This is a genomic window from Paenibacillus sp. FSL R5-0701, from assembly GCF_037973995.1.
GTDB lineage: Bacteria > Bacillota > Bacilli > Paenibacillales > Paenibacillaceae > Paenibacillus.
Genome location: NZ_CP150230.1, coordinates 6,752,565 through 6,774,022, shown reverse-complemented (window position 1 = coordinate 6,774,022; position 21,458 = coordinate 6,752,565). Strand labels below are relative to the sequence as shown.

At 48.2% G+C, this 21,458-nt stretch carries 22 protein-coding genes; 21 read left to right on the top strand and 1 reads right to left on the bottom strand.

All coding sequences use genetic code 11. The features are described 5' to 3' along the window. The first annotated feature begins 154 nt into the window (after positions 1 to 154). The 12 genes from MKZ13_RS29745 (at position 155) to MKZ13_RS29690 (ending at position 10,373) form a co-directional block, all read left to right on the top strand. Positions 155 to 1,138: an aminoglycoside phosphotransferase family protein gene (locus MKZ13_RS29745; protein WP_339180433.1), complete on the top strand. Its 984-nt coding sequence runs from the start codon at positions 155 to 157 to the stop codon at positions 1,136 to 1,138. Between the two features lie 18 nt (positions 1,139 to 1,156). Continuing rightward, on the top strand, positions 1,157 to 2,155 hold the full coding sequence (locus tag MKZ13_RS29740; RefSeq protein ID WP_339185472.1) for a glycosyltransferase: 999 nt from the start codon (positions 1,157 to 1,159) through the stop codon (positions 2,153 to 2,155). A 53-nt stretch (positions 2,156 to 2,208) separates the two neighbouring features. Then, on the top strand, positions 2,209 to 2,493 hold the full coding sequence (locus tag MKZ13_RS29735) for a hypothetical protein (RefSeq protein WP_076216814.1): 285 nt from the start codon (positions 2,209 to 2,211) through the stop codon (positions 2,491 to 2,493). Positions 2,494 to 2,604: 111 nt separating this feature from the next. Beyond that, complete coding sequence (locus MKZ13_RS29730; protein WP_017691697.1) at positions 2,605 to 2,766, top strand: hypothetical protein; 162 nt, start codon at positions 2,605 to 2,607, stop codon at positions 2,764 to 2,766. A 98-nt stretch (positions 2,767 to 2,864) separates the two neighbouring features. Then, a complete protein-coding gene (locus MKZ13_RS29725; protein WP_339180430.1) occupies positions 2,865 to 4,946 on the top strand; it encodes an ABC-F family ATP-binding cassette domain-containing protein in 2,082 nt (693 codons plus the stop codon). 405 nt (positions 4,947 to 5,351) lie between these two features. Then, a complete protein-coding gene (locus MKZ13_RS29720; protein ID WP_221819826.1) occupies positions 5,352 to 5,819 on the top strand; it encodes a hypothetical protein in 468 nt (155 codons plus the stop codon). Beyond that, entirely contained in the window at positions 5,819 to 6,103 is a 285-nt protein-coding gene (locus tag MKZ13_RS29715) for a hypothetical protein (RefSeq protein WP_036671603.1), read from the top strand. Before MKZ13_RS29720 ends, MKZ13_RS29715 begins: the two co-directional genes overlap by 1 nt. Before the next feature lie 4 nt (positions 6,104 to 6,107). Next, on the top strand, positions 6,108 to 7,508 hold the full coding sequence (locus MKZ13_RS29710) for a glutathionylspermidine synthase family protein (RefSeq protein ID WP_221819823.1): 1,401 nt from the start codon (positions 6,108 to 6,110) through the stop codon (positions 7,506 to 7,508). Next, positions 7,490 to 7,894 carry a DUF350 domain-containing protein gene (locus MKZ13_RS29705; protein ID WP_221819821.1) on the top strand — a complete coding sequence of 135 codons (405 nt, stop codon included), beginning with the start codon at positions 7,490 to 7,492 and terminating at the stop codon, positions 7,892 to 7,894. Before MKZ13_RS29710 ends, MKZ13_RS29705 begins: the two co-directional genes overlap by 19 nt. A gap of 57 nt (positions 7,895 to 7,951) precedes the next feature. Further along, positions 7,952 to 8,899: a nucleoside hydrolase gene (locus tag MKZ13_RS29700; RefSeq protein WP_339180426.1), complete on the top strand. Its 948-nt coding sequence runs from the start codon at positions 7,952 to 7,954 to the stop codon at positions 8,897 to 8,899. Between the two features lie 160 nt (positions 8,900 to 9,059). Further along, the gene (locus MKZ13_RS29695; RefSeq protein ID WP_017691704.1) at positions 9,060 to 9,389 is read left to right on the top strand and encodes a PadR family transcriptional regulator; all 330 of its coding nucleotides are present in this window, start codon (positions 9,060 to 9,062) and stop codon (positions 9,387 to 9,389) included. 6 nt (positions 9,390 to 9,395) lie between these two features. Continuing rightward, positions 9,396 to 10,373, top strand: coding sequence for a permease prefix domain 1-containing protein (locus MKZ13_RS29690; RefSeq protein WP_339180424.1), 978 nt, complete (start codon positions 9,396 to 9,398; stop codon positions 10,371 to 10,373). Positions 10,374 to 10,442: 69 nt separating this feature from the next. On the opposite strand, the gene MKZ13_RS29685 is transcribed toward MKZ13_RS29690, so the two are convergent. Then, complete coding sequence (locus MKZ13_RS29685; RefSeq protein ID WP_339180421.1) at positions 10,443 to 10,910, bottom strand: heme-degrading domain-containing protein; 468 nt, start codon at positions 10,908 to 10,910, stop codon at positions 10,443 to 10,445. A 238-nt stretch (positions 10,911 to 11,148) separates the two neighbouring features. On the opposite strand from MKZ13_RS29685, the gene lspA reads away from it, so the two are divergent. The 9 genes from lspA to MKZ13_RS29640 all read left to right on the top strand — a co-directional run bounded on the left by lspA (position 11,149) and on the right by MKZ13_RS29640 (position 21,367). Continuing rightward, on the top strand, positions 11,149 to 11,640 hold the full coding sequence (lspA, locus tag MKZ13_RS29680; protein WP_221819808.1) for a signal peptidase II: 492 nt from the start codon (positions 11,149 to 11,151) through the stop codon (positions 11,638 to 11,640). A 261-nt stretch (positions 11,641 to 11,901) separates the two neighbouring features. Further along, positions 11,902 to 13,140: an extracellular solute-binding protein gene (locus MKZ13_RS29675; RefSeq protein ID WP_339180418.1), complete on the top strand. Its 1,239-nt coding sequence runs from the start codon at positions 11,902 to 11,904 to the stop codon at positions 13,138 to 13,140. Between the two features lie 24 nt (positions 13,141 to 13,164). Further along, positions 13,165 to 14,031, top strand: a complete 867-nt coding sequence (locus tag MKZ13_RS29670; protein WP_036606633.1) for a sugar ABC transporter permease — start codon at positions 13,165 to 13,167, stop codon at positions 14,029 to 14,031. Further along, on the top strand, positions 14,031 to 14,858 hold the full coding sequence (locus MKZ13_RS29665; protein WP_339180415.1) for a carbohydrate ABC transporter permease: 828 nt from the start codon (positions 14,031 to 14,033) through the stop codon (positions 14,856 to 14,858). The genes MKZ13_RS29670 and MKZ13_RS29665 overlap by 1 nt, the downstream gene beginning before the upstream one ends. Before the next feature lie 526 nt (positions 14,859 to 15,384). Next, positions 15,385 to 17,148: a sensor histidine kinase gene (locus MKZ13_RS29660; RefSeq protein WP_339180413.1), complete on the top strand. Its 1,764-nt coding sequence runs from the start codon at positions 15,385 to 15,387 to the stop codon at positions 17,146 to 17,148. Beyond that, positions 17,138 to 17,932, top strand: a complete 795-nt coding sequence (locus MKZ13_RS29655; RefSeq protein WP_339180411.1) for a response regulator — start codon at positions 17,138 to 17,140, stop codon at positions 17,930 to 17,932. The genes MKZ13_RS29660 and MKZ13_RS29655 overlap by 11 nt, the downstream gene beginning before the upstream one ends. 115 nt (positions 17,933 to 18,047) lie before the next feature. Next, a complete protein-coding gene (locus MKZ13_RS29650) occupies positions 18,048 to 19,367 on the top strand; it encodes an extracellular solute-binding protein (protein WP_339180409.1) in 1,320 nt (439 codons plus the stop codon). 38 nt (positions 19,368 to 19,405) lie between these two features. Continuing rightward, the gene (locus MKZ13_RS29645; protein ID WP_036606643.1) at positions 19,406 to 20,287 is read left to right on the top strand and encodes a sugar ABC transporter permease; all 882 of its coding nucleotides are present in this window, start codon (positions 19,406 to 19,408) and stop codon (positions 20,285 to 20,287) included. 216 nt (positions 20,288 to 20,503) lie between these two features. Continuing rightward, positions 20,504 to 21,367, top strand: coding sequence for a carbohydrate ABC transporter permease (locus tag MKZ13_RS29640; RefSeq protein ID WP_051154087.1), 864 nt, complete (start codon positions 20,504 to 20,506; stop codon positions 21,365 to 21,367). Positions 21,368 to 21,458 lie beyond the last annotated feature (91 nt).

Below are 21,458 nucleotides of genomic sequence, written 5' to 3'. Positions count from 1 at the left end.
ATAGTAAGTGATTACTAACCAAAATGCAATAAGTAATTTTGAAACTCTGAATTGAGACACTGAATAAGCGCTTACGACCAAAGCTTGCAGGCTTGTGAACGGCAACGTATGATGGATAGAAATCATAATCGGAGCAGCAGGGAGAACGAAACGGATGGTGGGTAGCGTGAACGAAGAGATGGATGCATACAGCTGGGTGACACCTAAAGGAATGCTGAATGATCACTATATAACAAGCCGTGAACCGTTGTATAAAGGAATGAACGGACGATATGTGGAGCGATTCACTGTTTCTACCGGTGAAAGTTATATTTTCAAACCGCTGACGAATCCTGCACAGCATGGACGGGAACGATGGATGTACGAGCGTGTGATGTCTGGCTTACCACCGATCTATCCGCAGCTCATTGCATCGTCGGACCCTACCATTACACCGGCACAGAGTTGGATGATCTACGAGGATCTGGGGCAACTGGTGCATGATTCACAAGAAGCGACGATGCTCGGCGCAGCTGTACATATGGCAACGTGGCATGCGTTGTCTGTCACGGATTGGGGTGAACTGCCTCGCGTGGGCCAGAAACCGTCTATTCACACAATGCTGGATGAGTTACAAATGCACAGACAATCTACGGATGAACTGTTATCCAGGCTGGATATGCAACTGTCCGAACCCGATTGGAATAAGATCACGAGGTTGATCCTCACGGCAGAGGAAGAACTTCCAACTGTTCTGTGTCACGGAGATTTGCATCCCGGTAATCTGGCGGAGGTGGACGGCAGACTGGTCGTCTTGGACTGGGAGCATGCCCATCTGAATACGCCGCTGTGGGATGTAGTTCATCTGGTGGATCTCTCGCATCCGCTATTTCCCAGAACGGTTACGCCGGACCTGCGAGAGCGGGTTATGGATGTTTATTTGGACAAACTGGGGAGCTTGGGCGTACAGATTGAACGGGTTCCTTTTGGAGAATGGTACGACGCCTATGCTATTGTATTCTCGCTCTGGATGCTGCGTTTGATTGACGGTGATCTGAGGAGTGAGGAATGTGTGTGGCCGAAGGAACAGTTAAGTAACCAGTGGTATGAGACAGCAGCGACGCTGGAACAGTGCATGAAGCACATGTGTAAGGAATAGAAATGAGGGGTGAGAAGCTTGCGTAAAGTCGGACTTGTTATGCGTAAAATTCAATTCACGGAAGCACAGGGGCCACGCGTATTTGCGGATCGGCTGAAGCAGATTGGTCTGGAGCTGGGCGTGGATATTGTGTTCATCTCGCCGGAGCGTCATGTCAGCGGATACGACTGGTTGCCGGGTTATGAGCATGAGAAAGGTGACCTGGTGAACTACGATATCGTGCTGGATCAGATTCATAGTCAAAATATAGAGCATGTTATCTACACCGTATCCGGGTTTACATTTTTGAAGATGTTCTTACCGAAAAGCGTATTGTTTCCGCACAGTTTCCCCGATCCTGCGCTGACGGGATATGAGATGATGAAGCCATTTTATACGATGGTGGATAAAGCGATTGTGCAGACGGAGTTTTTGAAAACAGAGCTGGGTCGCAATTTCGGTGTGCATGACGTGAACGTTATTCCGATTGGCTTTAGCGAAGAGCTGGCGAACCGGCACTATGATCCGAGTCAGGTTGTGCATAATCGGGTGCTCTGGATCGGTAGGGATGAGGCGAACCGTCGCCCGGATCTAGTTCTGGAATATGCTCGGCAGAACCCGGACAAGGAAGTATATATGGTGTTTGGTGGTGTACGCTATAAGGAAACCATGAAGAAGTACGACATTCCTTCCAACGTGAAGCTGAAGTTTGCGCTCGCGCAGGATGAGATATTTACGTTGATGAACTCATCCAAGGTGTATTGGAACTGTTCAGCCTTTGATACATTTGCGATGCCGTTGACGGAAGCGATGGCGATGGGCAAAATGGTCGTGAAGCCGGAGCATGCCTGCTACGGTCACATTCGATCCACGCATGCCTTTGCAGGCAACGAGGATAACTGGTTTGAACTGGTGAACATGGCTGCGGCTGCGCCGCGCAGTGTGTCAGAAGACAACCGGGAGTATGCTTTTGGTGCTTTTTCGCGCACGAAGATGAAAGAAGGGTACCGGAACTTTTTCTCAAATTGGTTGAAGTAACGTAAGGTCTGTAACAAAGGGCTTGATCCATCCAGCAACAGGAGGGGAACCTTATGGAAGTACTGATCTTGTGGACATTGGGAATGTGGGCGGTGCAGCTGCTGATTGAATGGCTTATCTACCGGTTGCAAGGACGCCGAATGACGTGGGTACAATATATATTGCCATGTGTGGCCTTGCTCGGCGGTGCCGTTGTAATCATGATCAGCATCGATATTGGCGGGTGGAACGGCATCGGATATGCCCTGCTTGGCGCATCACTGGGTACCTCGGGAATGTTAACACTTATTACGGTGGCGATCAGGGATGTAATGCTTCGGCGACGGGGCAGGGATTAATCAGAGCAGTAGCTACTGTGGAGTAAGGATGAATTGGGCGATGGGATGGTTGCAGGAATGCATTCGTCTGTGATATATTGACATTAATTATGACAGGGGAGGTGAAGACAGGTGAATCACGAGATGCTTAACAACCGTATTAGCCAGCTGCCGATTGCTATGGCTGGCATTGTTCATACTTTTCTGACCAACGGGAGAAGTCTGTCCAATTTTGAATATACGGAAGTTAACATTTGCGAGAAGATGCCTGCCTTGACCTCATTCGGACGATAAGCGATATTGCTTGAATTCTGAAGGGCCGCGGAGCTAACCTCCTGCGGCTCTTTTTGTGTTGCGGTCAGGATCTTCCATACCATAGGAGGAACCTTATTATGATGATCATTAGCGCGCAACAACTGACTCAATACCACGGAGCACATCTGGTGCTGGACGGCATTACGTTTGAAATTATGGAAGGTGACAAGGTCGCCCTGATCGGCCGCAACGGAAGCGGCAAAACCACACTTATGCGCCTGATGGCAAGACTGAACAAGCCGGATGAAGGGCAATTGATGATCAAGAAAGATACACGAATGGGTTACGTGGCTCAGGTCCCAGAAGGATTGGATGACCATACCGTACTGGATGTATTGAGTCTTGGATTCAAGGAGCTTATGATATGTCGCACGCAAATGAAGGAAATGGAGCAGCAGATGTCCGATCCGGCATGTGCAGCAGACCCTAATCAATTAGAGCGTCTGCTGAAACGCTACGCGGCGCTGCAAGAACAGTTCGAGCGTGAGGGTGGATATGAAATGGATGCCCGGATCGATCAGGTGGCGGACGGTCTGGATATCGACAAGGCGCATTATGGTTGGCGCTTCGGTTCCCTGTCCGGTGGGGAGCAGACTCGGGTAGTGTTGGCTTCACAGCTAATCGTAAGGCCCGATCTGTTATTGCTGGATGAGCCGACGAACCATCTCGATCTGGAGCGGGTCGAGTGGCTGGAAGGATTTTTACGAGAATATCCCGGCACCATTGTCCTGATCTCGCATGATCGTTATTTTCTGGATCGGGTCGTGAATCGAACACTGGAGCTGGAGGATGGAGAAGCGGAAACGTCTGCTGGCGGTTATACGGAATATATGAAAGTGAAGGAACAACGGCTGTTGCAGCAATTCGAAGAGTTCAAGGAGCAGCAGAAGGTTATCAAGAAAATGAAAGAAACGATCCGCCAGTTAGAGGAGTGGGGCCGAGTTGGTGGGAATGAAAAGTTCTTCAGACGGGCGGCTTCTATGCGTAAAGCCATCGAGCGGATGGAACAGGTGAAGCGTCCTGTACTGGAGCGCCGCAATGCCGAATTCGATGTGCGCCCTACGGATCGAACGGGTAAACGGGTAGCAGTATTGGAACAGGTCGAGAAGAGTTATGGCGAGCGTGAAATCCTGCGCGGAATCTCGGGTCTGCTGGAGTATGGGGATAAAATTGCACTCATTGGCCGGAATGGTTCTGGCAAGACGACCCTGTTCAAGCTGTTGCTTGGTGACGAGCAACCCAATGCGGGCAAGCTGGAGTGGGGGGCACGTGTGGATGTGGGGTATCTGGCTCAACAGGAGGAACCCACGAATCCAAAACTGAACGTACTTGAATACTTCCGTCTGGAAGCGGGTGTGGAGGAAGGCGAGGCTCGCGGGATTCTGGCCCGATATCTGTTCTATGGAGCGGATGTATTCCGCTCTGTCGGGCAATTATCTGGCGGGGAATGGACGCGCCTGCGGCTGGCTCTGCTGGTGCAACGCAAACCCAATGTACTGCTGCTCGATGAGCCGACCAACCATCTGGATATCGCATCCAGAGAAGCGCTGGAAGAATCCTTGGTTGATTTTGAAGGAACCGTACTTGCCATCTCGCATGATCGGTACTTCGTCAATCGCCTCGCCTCCCGTGTCTGGGAACTGGAGGACGGACAGATGACCTCTTATCTGGGAGACTATGAGGCGTATCGTGAGAAGAAGCTTGATATGCAAGCTCGTGCGGCGGCGACAACTCAGGCTACAGCAGGAGTGGGAGTTTCCTCTCGTGGGAATGCCAAGTCAGAGTTGAAGTCAGGTTTAACGTCTGCGCCCGGCGGGACTGCCAGATCAGGGAAGAAACCAGAAGCAACATCGACAATGAACGGTTCCGCTGTTGCGGCTACCGATGGAAGTCGTGGTCATGAAGTTTCCACAGGATCAAGCAAGGCATTGACTCCTTCGGCAGCAACTGCATCGAATCATAGAAGTAGCAACGGCAATATACTGTCTGCGGAGAAGCTGGAGAAGACCCTGGCTCGTCTTGAGGCACAGATTCAGGTACTGGATCAACAGTTGGAAGTTGTGCAGAACAATCCGCTTGAACTGGAGCAAATCTGGAATGATCGCGAGCAATTGTCCGCTGAATATAATGATGTATTGGCACAGTGGGCTGAGTTATAAGTCCGAATGGCATGAGCATAAGATGGAACAAACGAGGTCGGAGAATCTTCTCCGGCCTTTTAGAACTGAATTACATACCAAACGAGGAATCTGCGTGCTAGCCAAGCAAGCGTTAAATCACGAATGTAGCATCATCGATGACGCCTCAAACAGTAGCTTTTTTTACATGTCATGGTGAATAGAATCAATTTCATAACTCATTAAAAATGGAGTTTTGCAACTAGACATAGACAAATTAAACCATTTTGATCTATGTCTATCCTTGATTTGAAGCAGCTAAAGGTAATATGAAATTGATTCACTTGTGTAACTTTTTTCCTTCTGATGCGTTAAATACGTTTGTATGAATTGAAACGGCTCACCTAAGAGCTCGCAAAAAGGGAGGTTATCGGTATCTATTATTCTTTGACGTATCGGAGTTGGTCGGATGATCGACAGGCGGAGACGGGATTGCTGGAACAGACTTCAGTCACACGAGATGAACTGTTCATGCGCAAACTGGTGGATGCCACCTTGGTGAAAAACAAACTCTGGGCGCATCTGTCCAATGAATGCCAGGATGGGCGAGAACATGCAGTATATGTAACGGCGTATGAGCAACAGATGCCGGATGAGTACGGTGCAGCTATTGCGGATGCTGCGCTGGCAATGTGCAAAATGTCTTCCATGTACAGTGCAGAGTATATGCTGTGGAATGGAAGTTCGTTTCAGGAGTTGGAGCTCACAACGTCATCCACCTATACGATGGAGCTTGCCGAGCAACTGCTGGACCATTACATGGTTCGCAGTGGCAAGACGTATGAGTTCCTGTATTCCGTGCTGGATGCGGATCGCAAGAAAGTGTTGTTTTATATGAAAGAGGTGGATCTGTAATGAGTGACCAAGAGCGGGGGCAAGCATCCAAACCCGGATCAAAAGCGAAGCTGGTTGCTTTCTCCCTGATGCTGGCGGTTCCTGCCGTGTTATCCGGTTGTGGCAGCAACAATGATGAATGTGACCCGGAGTATGATACCGGATGTGAATATGATTCCAGCAGTGGGCACTATTACTACGGTGGGTCGTCGTATCGAAGCAACAAGGACAGTAACAGCTCCTATAGCAAGTCCAAGTCCAAATCAAGCGGCTTCGGTAGCTTCTTCCGCAGTTCGGGAGGATAACCGGATGAGGCAAGTGGTTCAACTACCCTTTAGTCACGAAGAGGTATTTCAGGGCGAAACAGAACAACAGATTCCATACCATCGAATGTACGGGAAGCAGTATTGTGTGCCTGCCTTGACGGTCTATTCTCCCTCGGAGATGCAGGAACTGCGTGCGGCAGCCGAGGCGGTAGACGGCATTTACTGTAAAGTGATGCGATTTATCCAGCAATATATGCCGGACTCCTTTTTGGAGCATCAGCTCGGTATCCATCCCGGGCTTATTCCAACGGCACGTATGGAGATGGTGACTGGAGGCATTACCCGTCAGGACTGGATTATTGGAGAAGCTGGGCCGAAGTGTATTGAAAATAATACGGACACTCCTACGGGTATACCGGAGGCTGCTGCATTGGAAAATATCCTGGTGGGTCTTGCTGAGGATGCCGCGTTGACCGCACCATCTGCCGAGATGGATACACGTATTCGGGAGTGTTTCAGGATATGGCTCGAATTCTATGCAAACCAAGGATTACAGGGTCCGGTGACGTTTACTTCTTTTGGTGAACATGTCGAAGATCGAACGAATACGGAATACCTAATGAAACGTTGTCAGGAAGCTGGATACGAAGTCTTCTATGCTCCACTTGAGGAACTGGAGATTGCTCCGGGGGAGGCGCTTTACCATCAGGGTCGGGAGATTAACCTACTGTATCGCCTTTATCCACTGGAGTATCTGATCGATGATCGGGATGAGACGACAGGGGTGGACATTGGTGCTGCACTGCTTGAACTTGTACGTGATGGACGACTGGGCCTGATGAATCCGGTTCAGCATGTACTGATGCAGAGTAAAGGCTTCATGGCGGCAATCTGGTCGCTCTACGAGCGGAACGAGCAAACCCCGGAATATTGCGGGTTTACCCTCTTTGATGAAACAGAGATGGACGTTATTTCCCGATATCTGTTGCCTACCTATTTTTCGGCTGAGCCCTTCGAGCTGAACGCCATACCATATGTATCCAAAAGCTATTGGGGGCGCGAAGGTAGAGGAACTCTTTTGCTGGATGGAGGAACGGACAATGCCCTTGGGAAGCAGGATATAGGGCATCCTCTTAACGAGGCGCTGGAATCCAATCTTGCAACTGGGGCAACAGACGAGGATGAAGAGATCACAGCTTATTACGAAAATCAGCCCAAAATCTATCAGCAGCTGGTTCCGATGGAACAGGTTGTGATCGAGACGGAAGCTGGAGCGTACAGTGGTTATCTGCTTACAGGGGTGTTTGTTATCGGTGGGCGTTTGGCTGGGTTGCTACCACGGGTCGGGGAGAAAGTAACCGGAGATATGGCCTATTATTGCGCGGCTACAGTTCGCGAACGGATGAATGATGAGGAGGAGAAGGAATGGAGAACTTGGGATTGAACTTGCTGAATGTTGCGGTGGGTATAGGCATTCTGCTGGTGGTATTGGTGTGTGGATATTTCGCTTTTAGCAGATTGACCCGGTATGACGATAGTGAGGAAATCGCCAAAGGTAACGAAGCGGCAGGCATGTATATGGGCAGCAAATTGCTGGGACTGTGTATTATCGTAGGCATGGTGTCTTTCTCGACGCATTCGTGGCTGGATATGCTGCTGTGGTCGGCACTTGGAATTATTGTGTTGTGCCTGGTCTATATTATATTTGATTTCCTTACGCCTAAAATGCGAGTATGCGAAGAAATCGCACGAGGCAATATGGCAGTAGCACAGCTGCTGCGTTCGATTATCATCGGCGTTTCCATCGTCATCGGTACGTTTTTGATGTAAAATAAGACATAGTGTTTTATAGAGTTTACTATCAATGGGAAGAAGGAGCGCGGCATCATGAGAAGAGTCATCATCGATACAGATACAGCAGGAGACGATACGATTGCGATCCTGACGGCATTGCATCACTTTCAGGTGGAGGGCATTACCATTACGGGCGGTAACGTACAATTCGACCAGGAGGTTGAAAATGCCCTGTACACGGTACAGGTTGCTGGACATGGCGGCAAGGTGCCTGTGTATAAAGGTTGCGAGCGTCCGCTAATGGCCTATGGAAAGGCTCAGCACCGCACAGTGGAAGATGTGCATGGCGATGACGGCATGGGCGGCGCGCATTTCCCGAAGGCAGATCAACGTCCCGAGAGCGGGCACGCGGTTGATTTTATCATTGAGAAGGTGCATGCATATCCAGGTGAAATTGAACTTCTGGCGATTGCCCCGCTGACTAATATTGCGATGGCAATTCAGAAAGACCCCACGATTATTCCGGAGATTGCTCACCTGTACATCATGGGCGGAACGAATAATGCACTGGGCAATATCACACCGGCAGCGGAGTATAACTTCTACGTGGACCCGGAAGCAGCGAAAATTGTACTGCATGCAGGCATTCCGATTACGATGGTTGGCTGGGAGATGTGCACGCAATATTCAGTGATGGACGATGACGATCATGCAGAGATTGCGGCTCTGGGTACATCCGGTGCCGATTTCTTCACCGCTATCAACAAAGTGGTTATGCAGTTCAACAAGTCGGTACATAAGCTGAATGGCACCACTCATCCCGATACGTTGCTGATGGCTGTTGCGGCAGATGAATCCATCATGACCAAGTCGGGTCAATATTATGTGGATGTGGAAGCGGCAGGAGAGCTGACACGTGGATACAGTGTGGTTGATATCAACGGACGTTTTGGCAAAGAGCCCAATGTACGCGTCTGTGAAGCCATTGATCGGCCCAAATTCAAATCCATGCTGCTGGACGTTCTCTCAGCGATCCAGTAAACGCAGGAATGTAACTACAGGAAAAAGAAGAAAATCTGTGCCTATCCCAGGTACGGATTTTTTATTGTCCATTTTTGGCATAACTACTTCACCTGTCGTAGTAAAATGTGCTATACTTCAACTACTACGACAGATGAAGTAATGAGGAGGAGTATCTTTTGTGATCAGCAGTGACGTTATACGTGGCTACAATGATACGCTGATCCTCTACATGCTGCTCGAAGGGGAGTCGTACGGCTACGAGATTTCCAAGAACATCAGGCAGCTGACAGAGGAAAAGTACGTCATGAAGGAGACGACATTATACTCGGCCTTCACCCGATTGGAGAAGAACGGTTATATTGAATCGTTTTACCTGGATGAGAATAGTTTGGGAAAGCGTCGTACCTATTACCGGATTACGCCGCCCGGCCTCGACTATTACAGAGAAAAGTGTGAGGAATGGAAGGTTACGCAAGAGGTTGTTAATCTATTTATCAGGGAGTTGTGACGGAACATGGAGACAATTATGGTGTATCTGGAGAACATGTTTGCGGGTCTACCGAAGACACCCGAGGTGGAGCATCTGAAGCAGGAGCTCCTTTCGGGGATGGAAGATAAGTACCTAGAGTTGAAGCGGGAAGGCAAGTCGGAGAATGAAGCCATCGGTATTGTGATCTCAGAATTCGGTAATATCGAGGAGCTAACTGCAGAACTCGGTATTCAACCAGTCAGTGCGGAAGAGGCAGTACCTGTGCTGACGGAAGAAGAAGCCTACGCATATACCAATGCAAAAAGAAATGCCGGATTTTGGATCGGGCTGGGTGTTTTATTGTGCGCGTCGGGTGTGGCGTTTCTGATTTTCATGGATACTTTATTTGAGAACTATGCGACTTCAGCTGCAAACCGTTCGGTGGAAACGGGGGCTGTACTGGGCCTGATCGGCATGTTCGTGCTGATTGCGATTGCGGTAGGCATGTTCATTCACAGTGGCATGAAGCTTGAACGCTTCAGTCATATGGAGAAGGGCATCCAGCTTCCTTATACACTTAAAATGAGTATTCAGCATAGTCGGGAGAGCTTCGCTCTGACTTATCGTATAGCCATCATTACGGGTGTTTGCCTGTGCATTCTGTCTCCTGTGTTTATTTTCGCAGCGTCCTCTATCAATGATAACTACGCCTCTTATGGTGTATCTGCCTTTATGGTTATGGCTGGGGTAGGAGCATTCCTGTTTGTATATTACGGTAATATTCAGGGGGCTTACACGAACTTGCTGGAGAAGCACCAGTTGACGGTAGAGAAGAAGCAAGAAGTGAAAATTGTGAGAGCCGTGGAAGCGATTGTATGGCCGCTGGCGACAGCCATCTTCTTGTTCACAGGCTTTGTATATCAACGGTGGGATATCAATTGGGCCATATTCCCGATTACAGGCATTCTCTCCGGCAGCTTGAGCAATGTGTACCATATTATGAAAAGCAAAAATCCGTCCTGAGCACTGCTTTAGCTAGTAAAGCCCACTTGATCTATATTGATCAGGTGGGCTTTTTTTGCTCCATTTAATCTAGTTTTGCTGCAACAAAAACGAGCGAATGCCTGTCGTGACCAGATCATGGTCTTCCTCATCAGGCAAACCCGATACCGTAATGGTGCCGACCTGTCCCTCATTTTCCAGAATCAGCGGGAAAGCGCCACCAGCCAGAACATAGTCCGATGAAGGCAGATTGAAGTCTTGCTCAAGTGTCTGGTTTTCACTTCTCAACCGTAGGGCCGTATGCCAAGAACTGGAGGAGAAATGATTCACCACGTTGTTTTTACGGCGAATCCAGTCCTCGTTGTCGGGATGAGTGCCTTCCATCGCATGCAAAAAGAGACGATGTCCCTTCAGGGTAATGTCGATGGTCACGGCTTGGGAACGACGCTTCGCTTCCTCGATCAGATGCAGGCCAAGTCCAAGCGCTATTTCAGAATCAAATGTGCTGAATACCAAGTCCTTTTCTTCCTGTTGCATTTCCTTTAATTTCTCTGTCATGGTTAGGTTCAAATTGCAGGCAGCCCCTTTACATATATGATTGATGTCTACATTCGACATGGATTGGTGTAGTCCCTTCTCGATGCAGTCTGAACGATGTTAGTGGACATTACTTGCGTGGTTAAAGGCCGTTCATTTGGAGACCATACATCGGCTGTGTTAAAGTGAAGGGAACCTAATATACATAACTCTTAAAGTTAAAATAAGTTATTGCTACGTAGGCAGGAGGAGAGGCACGATGCTGTTTTATTTTGTAGCACTGCTGGTAACTTTGGTTGATCAGGGAACCAAGATTGCAGTGAGGATGTATATGGAAGTTGGCGACGTCATGAGACTGGGTAACTCCGGCATGCAGTTACAGCATTACGAGAACAGTGGAATGGCGGGCAGCATGTTTCAGGGAAATGCGCGTCTGTTCGGTGTAATTGCTGTTCTGTTCATAGCGGGCATGCTGTATTACCGGAGTAAAGGTGAGATTCGCGGTTTCTGGATGCAAGCTGGCGCGGGTTTTATGGTCGGTGGGGCTTTAGGAAATGCGATCGATCGATTTATCTATGCCCGGGTAACGGATTTCCTCGTGTTTCCGTCAGGACGCGGGATTTTGAATCTCGCTGATGTCGCAATTAACATCGGTGTGGTCATGATCATCATCGGCATGTTGATTCGAGCATTTCAGAGTTATCGGGCCAAGCGTTTACGTAATGCTTTGCCGAAGGTTGAGCGTTCTTAATAGGTTGGATAAAAGCGTTACAGTGGCTGAATATAACTTATTAAATGAGGGACATTGGATATCATCCAGTGTCCTTTTTGTTATGCCCCATTCAGGTCATGGAAAGAACTGCCGTGATTCATTTGTACCGAAACCGTTTTAGAAATAATAAAGACGTATATTATCCATTCAGATTGAAGTTCGTTTGGAAGGATTAACCAAATGGTTATTTCACCATCTGAATGGGTAAATTCTTACGTATAAAGCTGAGGGAGGTACAACATGAGAACAACGCTTACCAAGGCTCTCGGGACAATGTTGCTGTGCGGAATGATGGCTGTACTTTTATCTTCCTGTACCAGTGGAGATAGCGCGAATGGCAAAGTGCAGATTGAATTTTTCCAGAACAAGCCTGAAGCCAAAACAACCTTTGATGAACTAATTAAAACGTTCAACGCGGAGCATGACGATATTCAGGTGACACAGGTGAATCCACCCGATGCGGAGACGGTATTGAAGACGCGTGTTGTCAAAAATGATATCCCGGATATCATGGCCATGGGGGCAACGGATACATATTCGATCCTGGCTCAGAGTGATATTTTCACCGATCTGACGGATAGTTCATTACTCCAGACGATTGATCCGAACTACATACAGATGCTGAATGATCTCACAGGCATGGACGAAGTGACAGGTATTCCTTACGCGACTAATGCAAACGGCATTATGTACAACAAAACGTTGTTTAAGGACATGGGATTGGACGTGCCAAAGACGTGGGATGAACTCATTGCGACCGCCCAAAAGATTAAGGATGCAGGTGAGATTCCATTTTACTTCACATACAAGGATGACTGGCAGACAAGCCTGCCCTTCAATGCACTGGCCTCCAATCTGGTCGGTATTGATTTCTACCAGGAGCGGCGTGATAACAAAGTGACGTTCAAGGAGAAATACCGCGAGGTAGCTGAGAAGCAACTGGAAATCATGAAGTATGGTCACGGCGATAACTTTGGTAAAGCCTATTCGGACGGTAACCGTGCCTTTGCTAACGGTGAAGCTTTCATGTACATCCAGGGAACCTGGGCCATCTCGGAGATTCGCAAAGCGAACCCAAATGTCGACATTGGTTTCTTCCCATTCCCTACGGGCAACGATGCGAGTGAGATCAAGCTGGTGAACGGGATCGACTCCCTGTTTACCATTGCGGCGGACACACCTAATCGCGAACAGGCAGAGACGTTTATTGCGTTTCTATTAGAGCCTGAAAATATCGGAAGATATATTGACGAACAGACGCTGTTCTCTGCGGTAGAAGGCGTGAAGCAGGATGATCCTGCCGTACAGGAATTGATGCCATATATCGAGCAGGGCAAAGTTATTGACTTTCCCGATCACTATATCCCGGCTGCCGTGCAGCTGAATTCCATCGTACAGTCCTTTTTGCAGAATCAAAACATCGACAACTATCTAGATACACTCGACAAAGAATGGGACAAGGTCGCGAACCGGCGTTAAGCCTTGTCTGAAGGAGGATGGAATATGAACAAGCGTATCGCACCTTATTACTGGATGACGGTTCCGGCAGTCGTGTTGTTCTTTGTGTTTATGACGCTGCCGGCCCTCCAGGGCATCTATTATTCATTTACGAATTATAACGGATTCGGGAAAGAGTATGATTTTGTTGGCTTCAAAAACTATTTCAACTTGTTCCAGGACGACAATGTAGGTAACGCCTACTGGTTTACGTTCAAGTTCGCGATCGTAGTGACGATCCTGACCAATATCCTGAGTCTGCTCATTGCACTCGGGCTGAATGCCAAGATCAAGTTCCGTAACTTTTTCCGCGGCATCTACTTCCTGCCCAATATTCTGAGTGTACTGATTGTAGGTTACATATTTAACTACCTGTTCTCCAACGTATTCCCGATCTGGGGACAAAATCTGGGCATCAATGCACTATCCACGAACATACTCGGTAGCGAAAGTCTGGCTTGGATCGGTATCGTCATTGTTGCAGTATGGCAATCGGTGGCCCTGAATACGATTCTGTATTTGGCTGGTCTGCAAACGATACCAACGACACTATACGAGGCATCCAACCTCGACGGGGCAGGTAAATGGCGTGAATTCTGGAGTATTACCTTCCCGCTTATTGCCCCGTTCTTCACCATTAATATGGTGCTGGCCATGAAAAACTCGCTTATGGTCTTCGACCAAATCGTAGCCTTGACCAACGGTGGTCCCGGGCGGGCGACGCAGTCCATCTCCCATCTGATCTACACCGGCGGATTCGAAGGCGGCGAATATGCATATCAATCTGCGAACTCGGTTATTTACTTCATCGTTATTGCGGTGATTTCAATTCTGCAAATCCGGTTCCTGCAAAGAAGGGAGATGGATCTGTAATGAGAAGCCGTACACGAATCAATTGGCTCGTTATGTTGCTCGTGGTGCTGGGTACCCTGTTTATCCTGTTCCCATTGTATATGACCGTTACAATAGCTTTGAAAAATCCGGAACAGATGGCCCAATCGGTCTTTGCCATTCCGACGACACTTCACTGGGAGAATTTCGCGAGGGCCATCGACATGACAAACTTCTTCCAGTCGTTCCGTAACAGTGCGATCGTTACCGCATCAACTGTGCTCTTGACGTTGCTCAGTAACTCGATGGTGGCCTATGCGATTGCGCGGAATATGGAGAAACGCAAGTTTTTCAAAGGACTGTACTATTACTTCGTCAGCGCGATGTTCATTCCATTTCCAATCATCATGTTGCCGATTGTTAAGCTGACCGCATCGCTGGAGATGACAAATCTGGTAGGTCTGATCCTGCTGCACACGGTATATGGCCTGGCATTTAACGTATTTGTGTACGTGGGATACATCCGGTCCATTCCGGTAGCGCTGGAGGAGGCGGCTTTTGTGGATGGAGCGACAACCTGGGGCACGTTCTGGAGAATCATTTTCCCGCTCATGGCGCCCATCAGTGCCACGGTTGGTATTCTGACTTGCCTGTCCACGTACAACGACTTCTTGCTGCCACTCATTATTATCAGTGATCCGGGACAATACACGCTGCCGCTGGTACAGTATGTATTCCAAGGACAGTTCAATACCGAGTTTAACCTTGCGTTTGCATCCTACCTGCTCGCGTTGCTGCCGATGATTATCATCTACCTGTTTGCGCAGAAGTGGATCATCAACGGGGTTACCCAAGGGTCTGTGAAATAACTGAAGATTGGCCAAAGAAAAGAATATGTGTGAAGAGATATGAACAAAGAGAGGCGGACTTTAAAAGTTCCCTCTCTTTTTTTGATCCTTGTTATTTAACGTTTGGGAACGCTTCAGAGGATTGATTAACCTGAAAAACTATGCTATTTTTTAGTCGTTAGTTTAATCGGTAAACAAAGACTAGAAGAGAAAAAGATTAAGGTTCAATTATGCAAGCGCTTTAACTATATAAATGAACTAAACATTTACACGAGAACGGAGAGGGTAGAAATAACCTGAAAAAGCGGAGCGTTCGCCTTTATCACCGGATTTTCCCCTTTAAAAAGGGAATCAAAAAATCTGGGGATAACAGCGATTGGAAGGTTATTCTGTCATCGTAGTGGCTAGTGTAAATATTCTTTTGTTCATTTTATATAGAAGAACTGAATACGTAATAAATCCGGCATCGTTTGTACCCAGACTTCAAGAGCACAGGCGTAAGATGGTGGGTTCTTTTACATGCCAAAAAGAGAGGAGAATGGGGAAGTTGCACGGGAAAAAAGGACATTTTAACTCACTTCGCAATCAGATCTTCATTGGTTTCGTTATGGTGATGCTCATTGTTCTGCTGCTCGCAGGCATATCTGCCTATGACCGGGTGGCCGCTTTGCTAAAAAGCAATGCCGAGAAACATATTCACCAAACCGCCGTCCAGGCCAGTGGCAGATTGGATGCAATCATTGCACAAGTGAATTCGCTGACTGCCCAGGTGGCGGATGATTCATACGTGCAGCGTCTGCTCAGCGATGAGAAGCAAGGCAACCCGGCGACCTTTAATCAGCGTCAAGCCCTCTTGCAGATTGCAGGCAGTTATCAGTCTTTCATCAACGGAGCGCAAAGTATGGAGATATACACTACGGGTTATAACCGCATCTTTCCAATGGATGACCGATCCCTCGATCTCAGAGTGGAGCGCAACTGGATCAACCTGGCGGATGAAGGAAAAGGCAGACTGGTATGGGCAGGCTCTGACCCTGAAGATCCGGGTGTGCTTCTGGCTATTCGGCGGATTAACCTGCTGGATCATTCTTTCGAACATGGAGGTTATGTGGTGGTGCGGATGCAGCGCAGTTTTTTTCAATTGAATGATTCGAATGGGACAGATGGTTCGCAGGACTCTATCATGCTCTTGGATGGGGCAGGCGAAGTGGTAACTTCCGATCTGGAGATTAATCTCGATCCCAAAGCCATATTGGACAGTGGATCAGTCGTGCAGAACGGGGAGGAATCCTATATCGTCGTCCGGCAAAAATCGGAGTTAACGGGATGGACACTTGCTGTCCTGACCCCGCTGCGGGAGACAACGGAAGGTGTATCCATCCTGAGGACAGCGCTGCTCGTCTCGGGAATGATTGGTGTTGTTCTATTCCTTATCATGTCCTTCTTTCTGTCCACAATGATTACACGTCCGCTCATACGTCTGATGCGGGCCATGCGCAGTGCACAGCCGGGAGCAATGAGACCTAATCTAATGGTTAGCTCTACGATGGAGATCAATGAACTTAACAACGTATATAACCAGATGGTCTACAGGCAGAATGAATTGACCCGTGTGGTTCATGAGAAGGAAGTCATGCAGTCCCGGGCCGAGTTGAAGGCGTTGCAGTCACAGATTAATCCCCATTTTCTATTCAACACCCTGGAGGCGTTCTATTGGTCCCTTGAGGAGAAGGGAGACGAGGAGATGGCACGTATGGTTGTGGCGATGTCCCGATTATTTCGCTACATCATCTCCAGTTCGCAACAGGATGAATGGGTTACGATTGCCGACGAGCTGGAACACGCCGAGCGTTATCTTCAAATTATGCAGATGCGGTTGGGAGAGAGAATGCAATGGGAGATTCAGCTGAGTGATACGGTGCGTAAGGTCGCAATACCGAAACTTCTTATACAGCCCTTGGTCGAAAATGCGATTCTTCATGGGATTGAAAGTAAACTGGGACCGGGAAAGATAAGCGTCCATGTGGATGCTTCGACCGAGAAGAATCTGGTTCGCATTGAGGTTCGGGATGATGGTCCCGGTATGGATGAATTACAGTTACAATCTGTCATTCATGCTTTACATGGCGGACCGGCTGTGTCCAAGAAGGGGACAGGTGTAGGTCTAATCAACGTACATCGACGACTGAAGCTTTACTTTGGCAGCCAACTTGGCGAACGTTGTAAGCTCTCCATAACAAGTAAGGTTGGGCAAGGAACTGTCATTTGCTTTGAGATTCCCATGGGAACGGAGGGTGCATATGATTCATGACAAAACGATTCTTATCGTGGATGATGAGCCGCGTACAAGAGAGGGTATTCGCAAAACACTGGAAGGATGGTCGGCAGGACGAAATCACATTCAGACTGCAGAAAGTGGCGTCGAGGCAGTGGAATGGCTCAAGAAAAAGTCGGCAGATCTGTTAATAACGGATGTTCGCATGCCGGAATTCTCTGGCTTGTCTCTGATTGAAGCCATTCAACATTTTTCGAACAAGCCTGTTGTCCTGATTATGTCGGGACATGCCGATTTTCAATACGCCCAGCAGGCCATGAAGTTGGGTGTTGTGGAGTATATGTTGAAACCGATAGATAAGGAGCAATTGCTGCAGACCGTCGAAAAAGCCCTAAAGTTCAGCGAACAACAACGACGTATTCAAACGATGCAAGAAATGGTTGACCCCAAGTTGCTGGATGTTAAGGAGCGAGGGGAACAGAGGCTAAATAGCCAGATCAGTGAAGCTTTGACCTATGTGGATACTCATCTGGGTGAACATGTAACCATGCGTGAAATCGCTGATTTACTCCATCTCAACTCCAGTTACTTCAGCGTATTGTTTAAGGAACAGATCGGTATCAATTTTAGTGAATATCTTACCCGCAAACGCATTCAGCGCGCGAAGGAGTTGCTTGTGCAGACAACGATGCCAATCTCGGAGATTGCCGAACAGGTGGGTTATCAGACGGATAAGTATTTTATCACAGTATTTAAAAGTCTTGAGGGGCTAAGTCCAAGCAAATATCGGCATTCCCTATCTGAACGAAATAACAAATAACCTCAAAAAAGTGGAGTTTTTCCAAATTGTTCTGGTCTTATAGAGGCAATAGGCCCATGCTACAATTTGGTTAAAGCGGTTACATTAACCGAAAAAACCAAGGGGGTCTGGAATAATGAGCAAAAAAACGATGGCCATTCTTCTGTCATGGACGCTGGTTCTCGCCGTAATTTTATCCGGATGTAACAGTTCAAGTTCGGATGAAGAGGGTGAAACAGGCAGCAACGGCACAGATGGGAAAGTAACCCTCAAATTCATGCACCTCTGGCCAGCAGGCAGCTCCGCACAGCAAAACAAACTGGTCAACGATATCATCAAGCAGTATCAGACGGATCATCCGAATGTAACCATTAAGCAGGAAGTGCTGGAGAATGAACAATATAAGAACAAATTGAAAATCCTGTCGGCATCCAATGAACTTCCCGATGTTGGTGTAACTTGGGCTGCCGGATTTCTGGAGCCTTATGTAAAGGGGAATCTGTTCGCACCGGTCGATGATCTGCTGAGTGACTCGCTGGGCGAGAAATTCATAGCCGGAACAACAGAAGCTTATGCCATAGACGGCAAAACATATGCGTTACCAATCGAGTTGAATATCTCCCCCATTTATTATAACAAAGCCATTTTTGCAAAATATAACTTGCATCCGCCAGCAACGTACGATGAATTCCTGAATGTGCTAAAGACACTGACAGAGAACGGTGAGGTGCCGATTGCACTGGGCAATAAAGACCGTTGGACCGGCTCACTCTGGTATATGTATCTGGCGAATCGGTTAGGTGGAGATGCATTGGAAAAGGCCATCAATGGCTCTGGCAAGTTTGACGATCCTGCGTTGACACAAGCTGCTGCCGAGGTACAAAAACTGGTGGATATGAATGCTTTCAACAAAGGCTTCAACGGGTTGTCCAACGATGAGGGCAAATCCGAATTCATGAACGAAAAAGCTGCCATGTACCTGATGGGTACTTGGGAACTGCCAAACTTCACGACTAACCCGGACATCCCGCAGGAATTCAAGGACAAGATCGGATTTTTCAAATTCCCAACAATGGAAGATGGCAAGAGTGACATTAACAGCTGGGTAGGTGGTCCAGGTGTAGGACTGTTCGTGGCCCAGAACTCCAAAGTGAAGGAAGAAGCGCAGAAGTTTGTGCAATACTTTGTGGAAAAATGGGGTGAAAGTTCGGTAACTGAAGCAGGCGTCATCCCGGCTACCAAAGTGGATACAGCTGCAGTACAGCTGCCACAGCTTTACATTGACTTGCTCAACGAATTGAATCAGGCGAGCAGCCTTACACTCTTTGCAGACGTACAGATGAAACCGGCAGCCGCTCAGGCCCATCTTGACATGATCCAGGCATTGTTTGGCAAAGCGGTAACACCAGAGGATTTTGTGAAGAATCATCAGGCTGCAATTGATAAAGGCAATTGACGTACACACGTTTGAACGCTTGAAGGGAGGATAATGTGATGGACAAAGTCATGTCCAACCGTCTCGTTGCTGCGTTGTACGTGCTTCCTGCACTGCTTCTGCTGCTGGTCTTGGTTTACATCCCGATCGTGCTCACCGGGTATTATGGGTTGATGCAATGGGACGGGATCGGTGCAATGACCTTTATTGGATTAGATAATTACGCCAGACTGCTTCAAGACGGGACATTCTGGCAGAGTGCGAACCATACTTTTTTGCTTGCTTTGTTCTCTGCGCTGAGTCTGATCGGTTATCTGATGATCGCTTTGGTGCTGTCAGGCAAGATCAAGGGGGCCAATCTGTTCCGCAAAATATATTTGATCCCGATGCTGCTGTCTTCGGTCGCGATCGCCCAGTTATGGCTGAAGATCTATCATCCCAGCAATGGTGTACTGAACACCTTTCTGGAAGCGATCGGCTTCAGCAATCCGCCAGCCTGGCTGGCGGAGCCATCCCTGGTGCTGTATGCACTATTCGTACCGATTCTATGGCAGTATGCAGGCTTCTATATATTGATCTATTATGCGGCCCTCAAAAATATTCCGGAATCTCTGGTGGAAGCAGCCCGGATTGATGGGGCAAGCCCTTGGCAGATCGCTTTTCGAATCAAGCTGCCGCTAATTACTGAAGTCATCAAGGTGACCGTTGTACTGGCTGTGGTGGGCTCGCTCAAGTATTTTGACCTCATCTACGTCATGACCGATGGCGGACCGAATGGCTCCAGCGAAGTGATGGCCTCCTATATGTATCGTCAGGCGTTCCGTAGCTTCGACTTTGGTTACGGCAGTGCTGTAGGTTTCTTCCTGCTCTTGATCTGTCTGCTGGTTACCTGGCTGCTTCGAAAAGCGACAGCATCCAAAGATACGATCCAGTATTCCTGACGCTAGTTCGTGTCTGAAAACTCGCTGAAGTGCATCTTTTACCGCCTTTTCGCCCCCTGCTGCGTCACTTTCCCTTGACGTGCCCCGGCACGCCTGCGGAAAATTTCCTTGCTTGGAACGAAAATTCGGCAAAATCTGCCACCTTCGGAGTTTCCAGACACGCCCTAGTGAAATGAAAGGAGGTCCATCCCGGTGAAGACGGATACGACCGTTAGATTGCCAACTTACCCGGGGACAGGCCGAGGTTCGGCATGGTTAAGGAGATTCGGATATATTCTGCTGTATTTCCTCTTGTCCCTGGTAGCTTTGCTGCAAATTTTACCCTTGGTATGGCTGCTGTTGTTCTCGCTTAAAAATAATCAGGAAGTATTCGACATGGCGCCTTTTTCCCTTCCTGCTACTCCGCGTTGGGAAAACTATGTCAAGGTATGGACAGAGGGAAATATCAGCTTGTACTTCTTCAACAGTGTATGGATTACGGTGGTCTCGGTGGTGGTTACCGTGCTGTTTGCCAGTCTGGTGACCTTCGCCATTACACGTATGCGCTGGAAGGGTCGTTCGCTGGTGCTGGGACTATTCATGGTGGGTCTGATGATCCCTGTACACTCCACGTTGATCCCGCTGTTCAGCTTGTTCCTGAAGCTTCATCTCACCGATCATCCTTTGTCAGTCATCTTGTCTTATATTGCCTTTAATATGCCAATTACCATTATGATTTTACTCGGATTCTACTACGCGCTTCCCCGAGAAGTGGAAGAAGCCGCAGTGATGGATGGCTGCTCCGTGCATCGGATTTTCTTTCGGATTGTGCTGCCGATGACGTCTTCGGTCATTTCCACAACGGCGATCATTAACATGATCTATAACTGGAATGAATTCATCTTTGTTAATACGTTCATCAGTACAGATTCGTACAAAACCCTGACTGTTGGTGTACAGAACTTTATCGGTCAATACACAACGGATTGGGGAGCCATTGGTGCAACGCTGATGATTAGCATTATGCCAATCCTGATTGCTTTTCTTATCTTGAGTAACCGAATCGTGGAGGGAATTGCTGCGGGTTCTGTTAAAGGTTAAGAGGCTGTGGGCCTAAGGCCCTTCCATTCTTGCTTAAAAGCGAGTTGGGAGGGGCCTTTTTTGTCTTCTAAAACCTCTGGCAGACGTACGG

Bases quoted from the DNA above. Each gene is read 5' to 3' on its own strand.
- MKZ13_RS29650 (WP_339180409.1), top strand. From the start codon at position 18,048: ATGAGCAAAAAAACGATGGCCATTCTTCTGTCATGGACGCTGGTTCTC.
- MKZ13_RS29675 (WP_339180418.1), top strand. From the start codon at position 11,902: ATGAGAACAACGCTTACCAAGGCTCTCGGGACAATGTTGCTGTGCGGA.
- MKZ13_RS29725 (WP_339180430.1), top strand. From the start codon at position 2,865: ATGATGATCATTAGCGCGCAACAACTGACTCAATACCACGGAGCACAT.
- MKZ13_RS29700 (WP_339180426.1), top strand. From the start codon at position 7,952: ATGAGAAGAGTCATCATCGATACAGATACAGCAGGAGACGATACGATT.
- MKZ13_RS29685 (WP_339180421.1), bottom strand. From the start codon at position 10,910: ATGACAGAGAAATTAAAGGAAATGCAACAGGAAGAAAAGGACTTGGTA.
- MKZ13_RS29690 (WP_339180424.1), top strand. From the start codon at position 9,396: ATGGAGACAATTATGGTGTATCTGGAGAACATGTTTGCGGGTCTACCG.
- MKZ13_RS29710 (WP_221819823.1), top strand. From the start codon at position 6,108: ATGAGGCAAGTGGTTCAACTACCCTTTAGTCACGAAGAGGTATTTCAG.
- MKZ13_RS29745 (WP_339180433.1), top strand. From the start codon at position 155: ATGGTGGGTAGCGTGAACGAAGAGATGGATGCATACAGCTGGGTGACA.
- MKZ13_RS29670 (WP_036606633.1), top strand. From the start codon at position 13,165: ATGAACAAGCGTATCGCACCTTATTACTGGATGACGGTTCCGGCAGTC.
- MKZ13_RS29665 (WP_339180415.1), top strand. From the start codon at position 14,031: ATGAGAAGCCGTACACGAATCAATTGGCTCGTTATGTTGCTCGTGGTG.
- MKZ13_RS29735 (WP_076216814.1), top strand. From the start codon at position 2,209: ATGGAAGTACTGATCTTGTGGACATTGGGAATGTGGGCGGTGCAGCTG.
- MKZ13_RS29645 (WP_036606643.1), top strand. From the start codon at position 19,406: ATGGACAAAGTCATGTCCAACCGTCTCGTTGCTGCGTTGTACGTGCTT.
- lspA (WP_221819808.1), top strand. From the start codon at position 11,149: ATGCTGTTTTATTTTGTAGCACTGCTGGTAACTTTGGTTGATCAGGGA.
- MKZ13_RS29705 (WP_221819821.1), top strand. From the start codon at position 7,490: ATGGAGAACTTGGGATTGAACTTGCTGAATGTTGCGGTGGGTATAGGC.
- MKZ13_RS29715 (WP_036671603.1), top strand. From the start codon at position 5,819: ATGAGTGACCAAGAGCGGGGGCAAGCATCCAAACCCGGATCAAAAGCG.
- MKZ13_RS29655 (WP_339180411.1), top strand. From the start codon at position 17,138: ATGATTCATGACAAAACGATTCTTATCGTGGATGATGAGCCGCGTACA.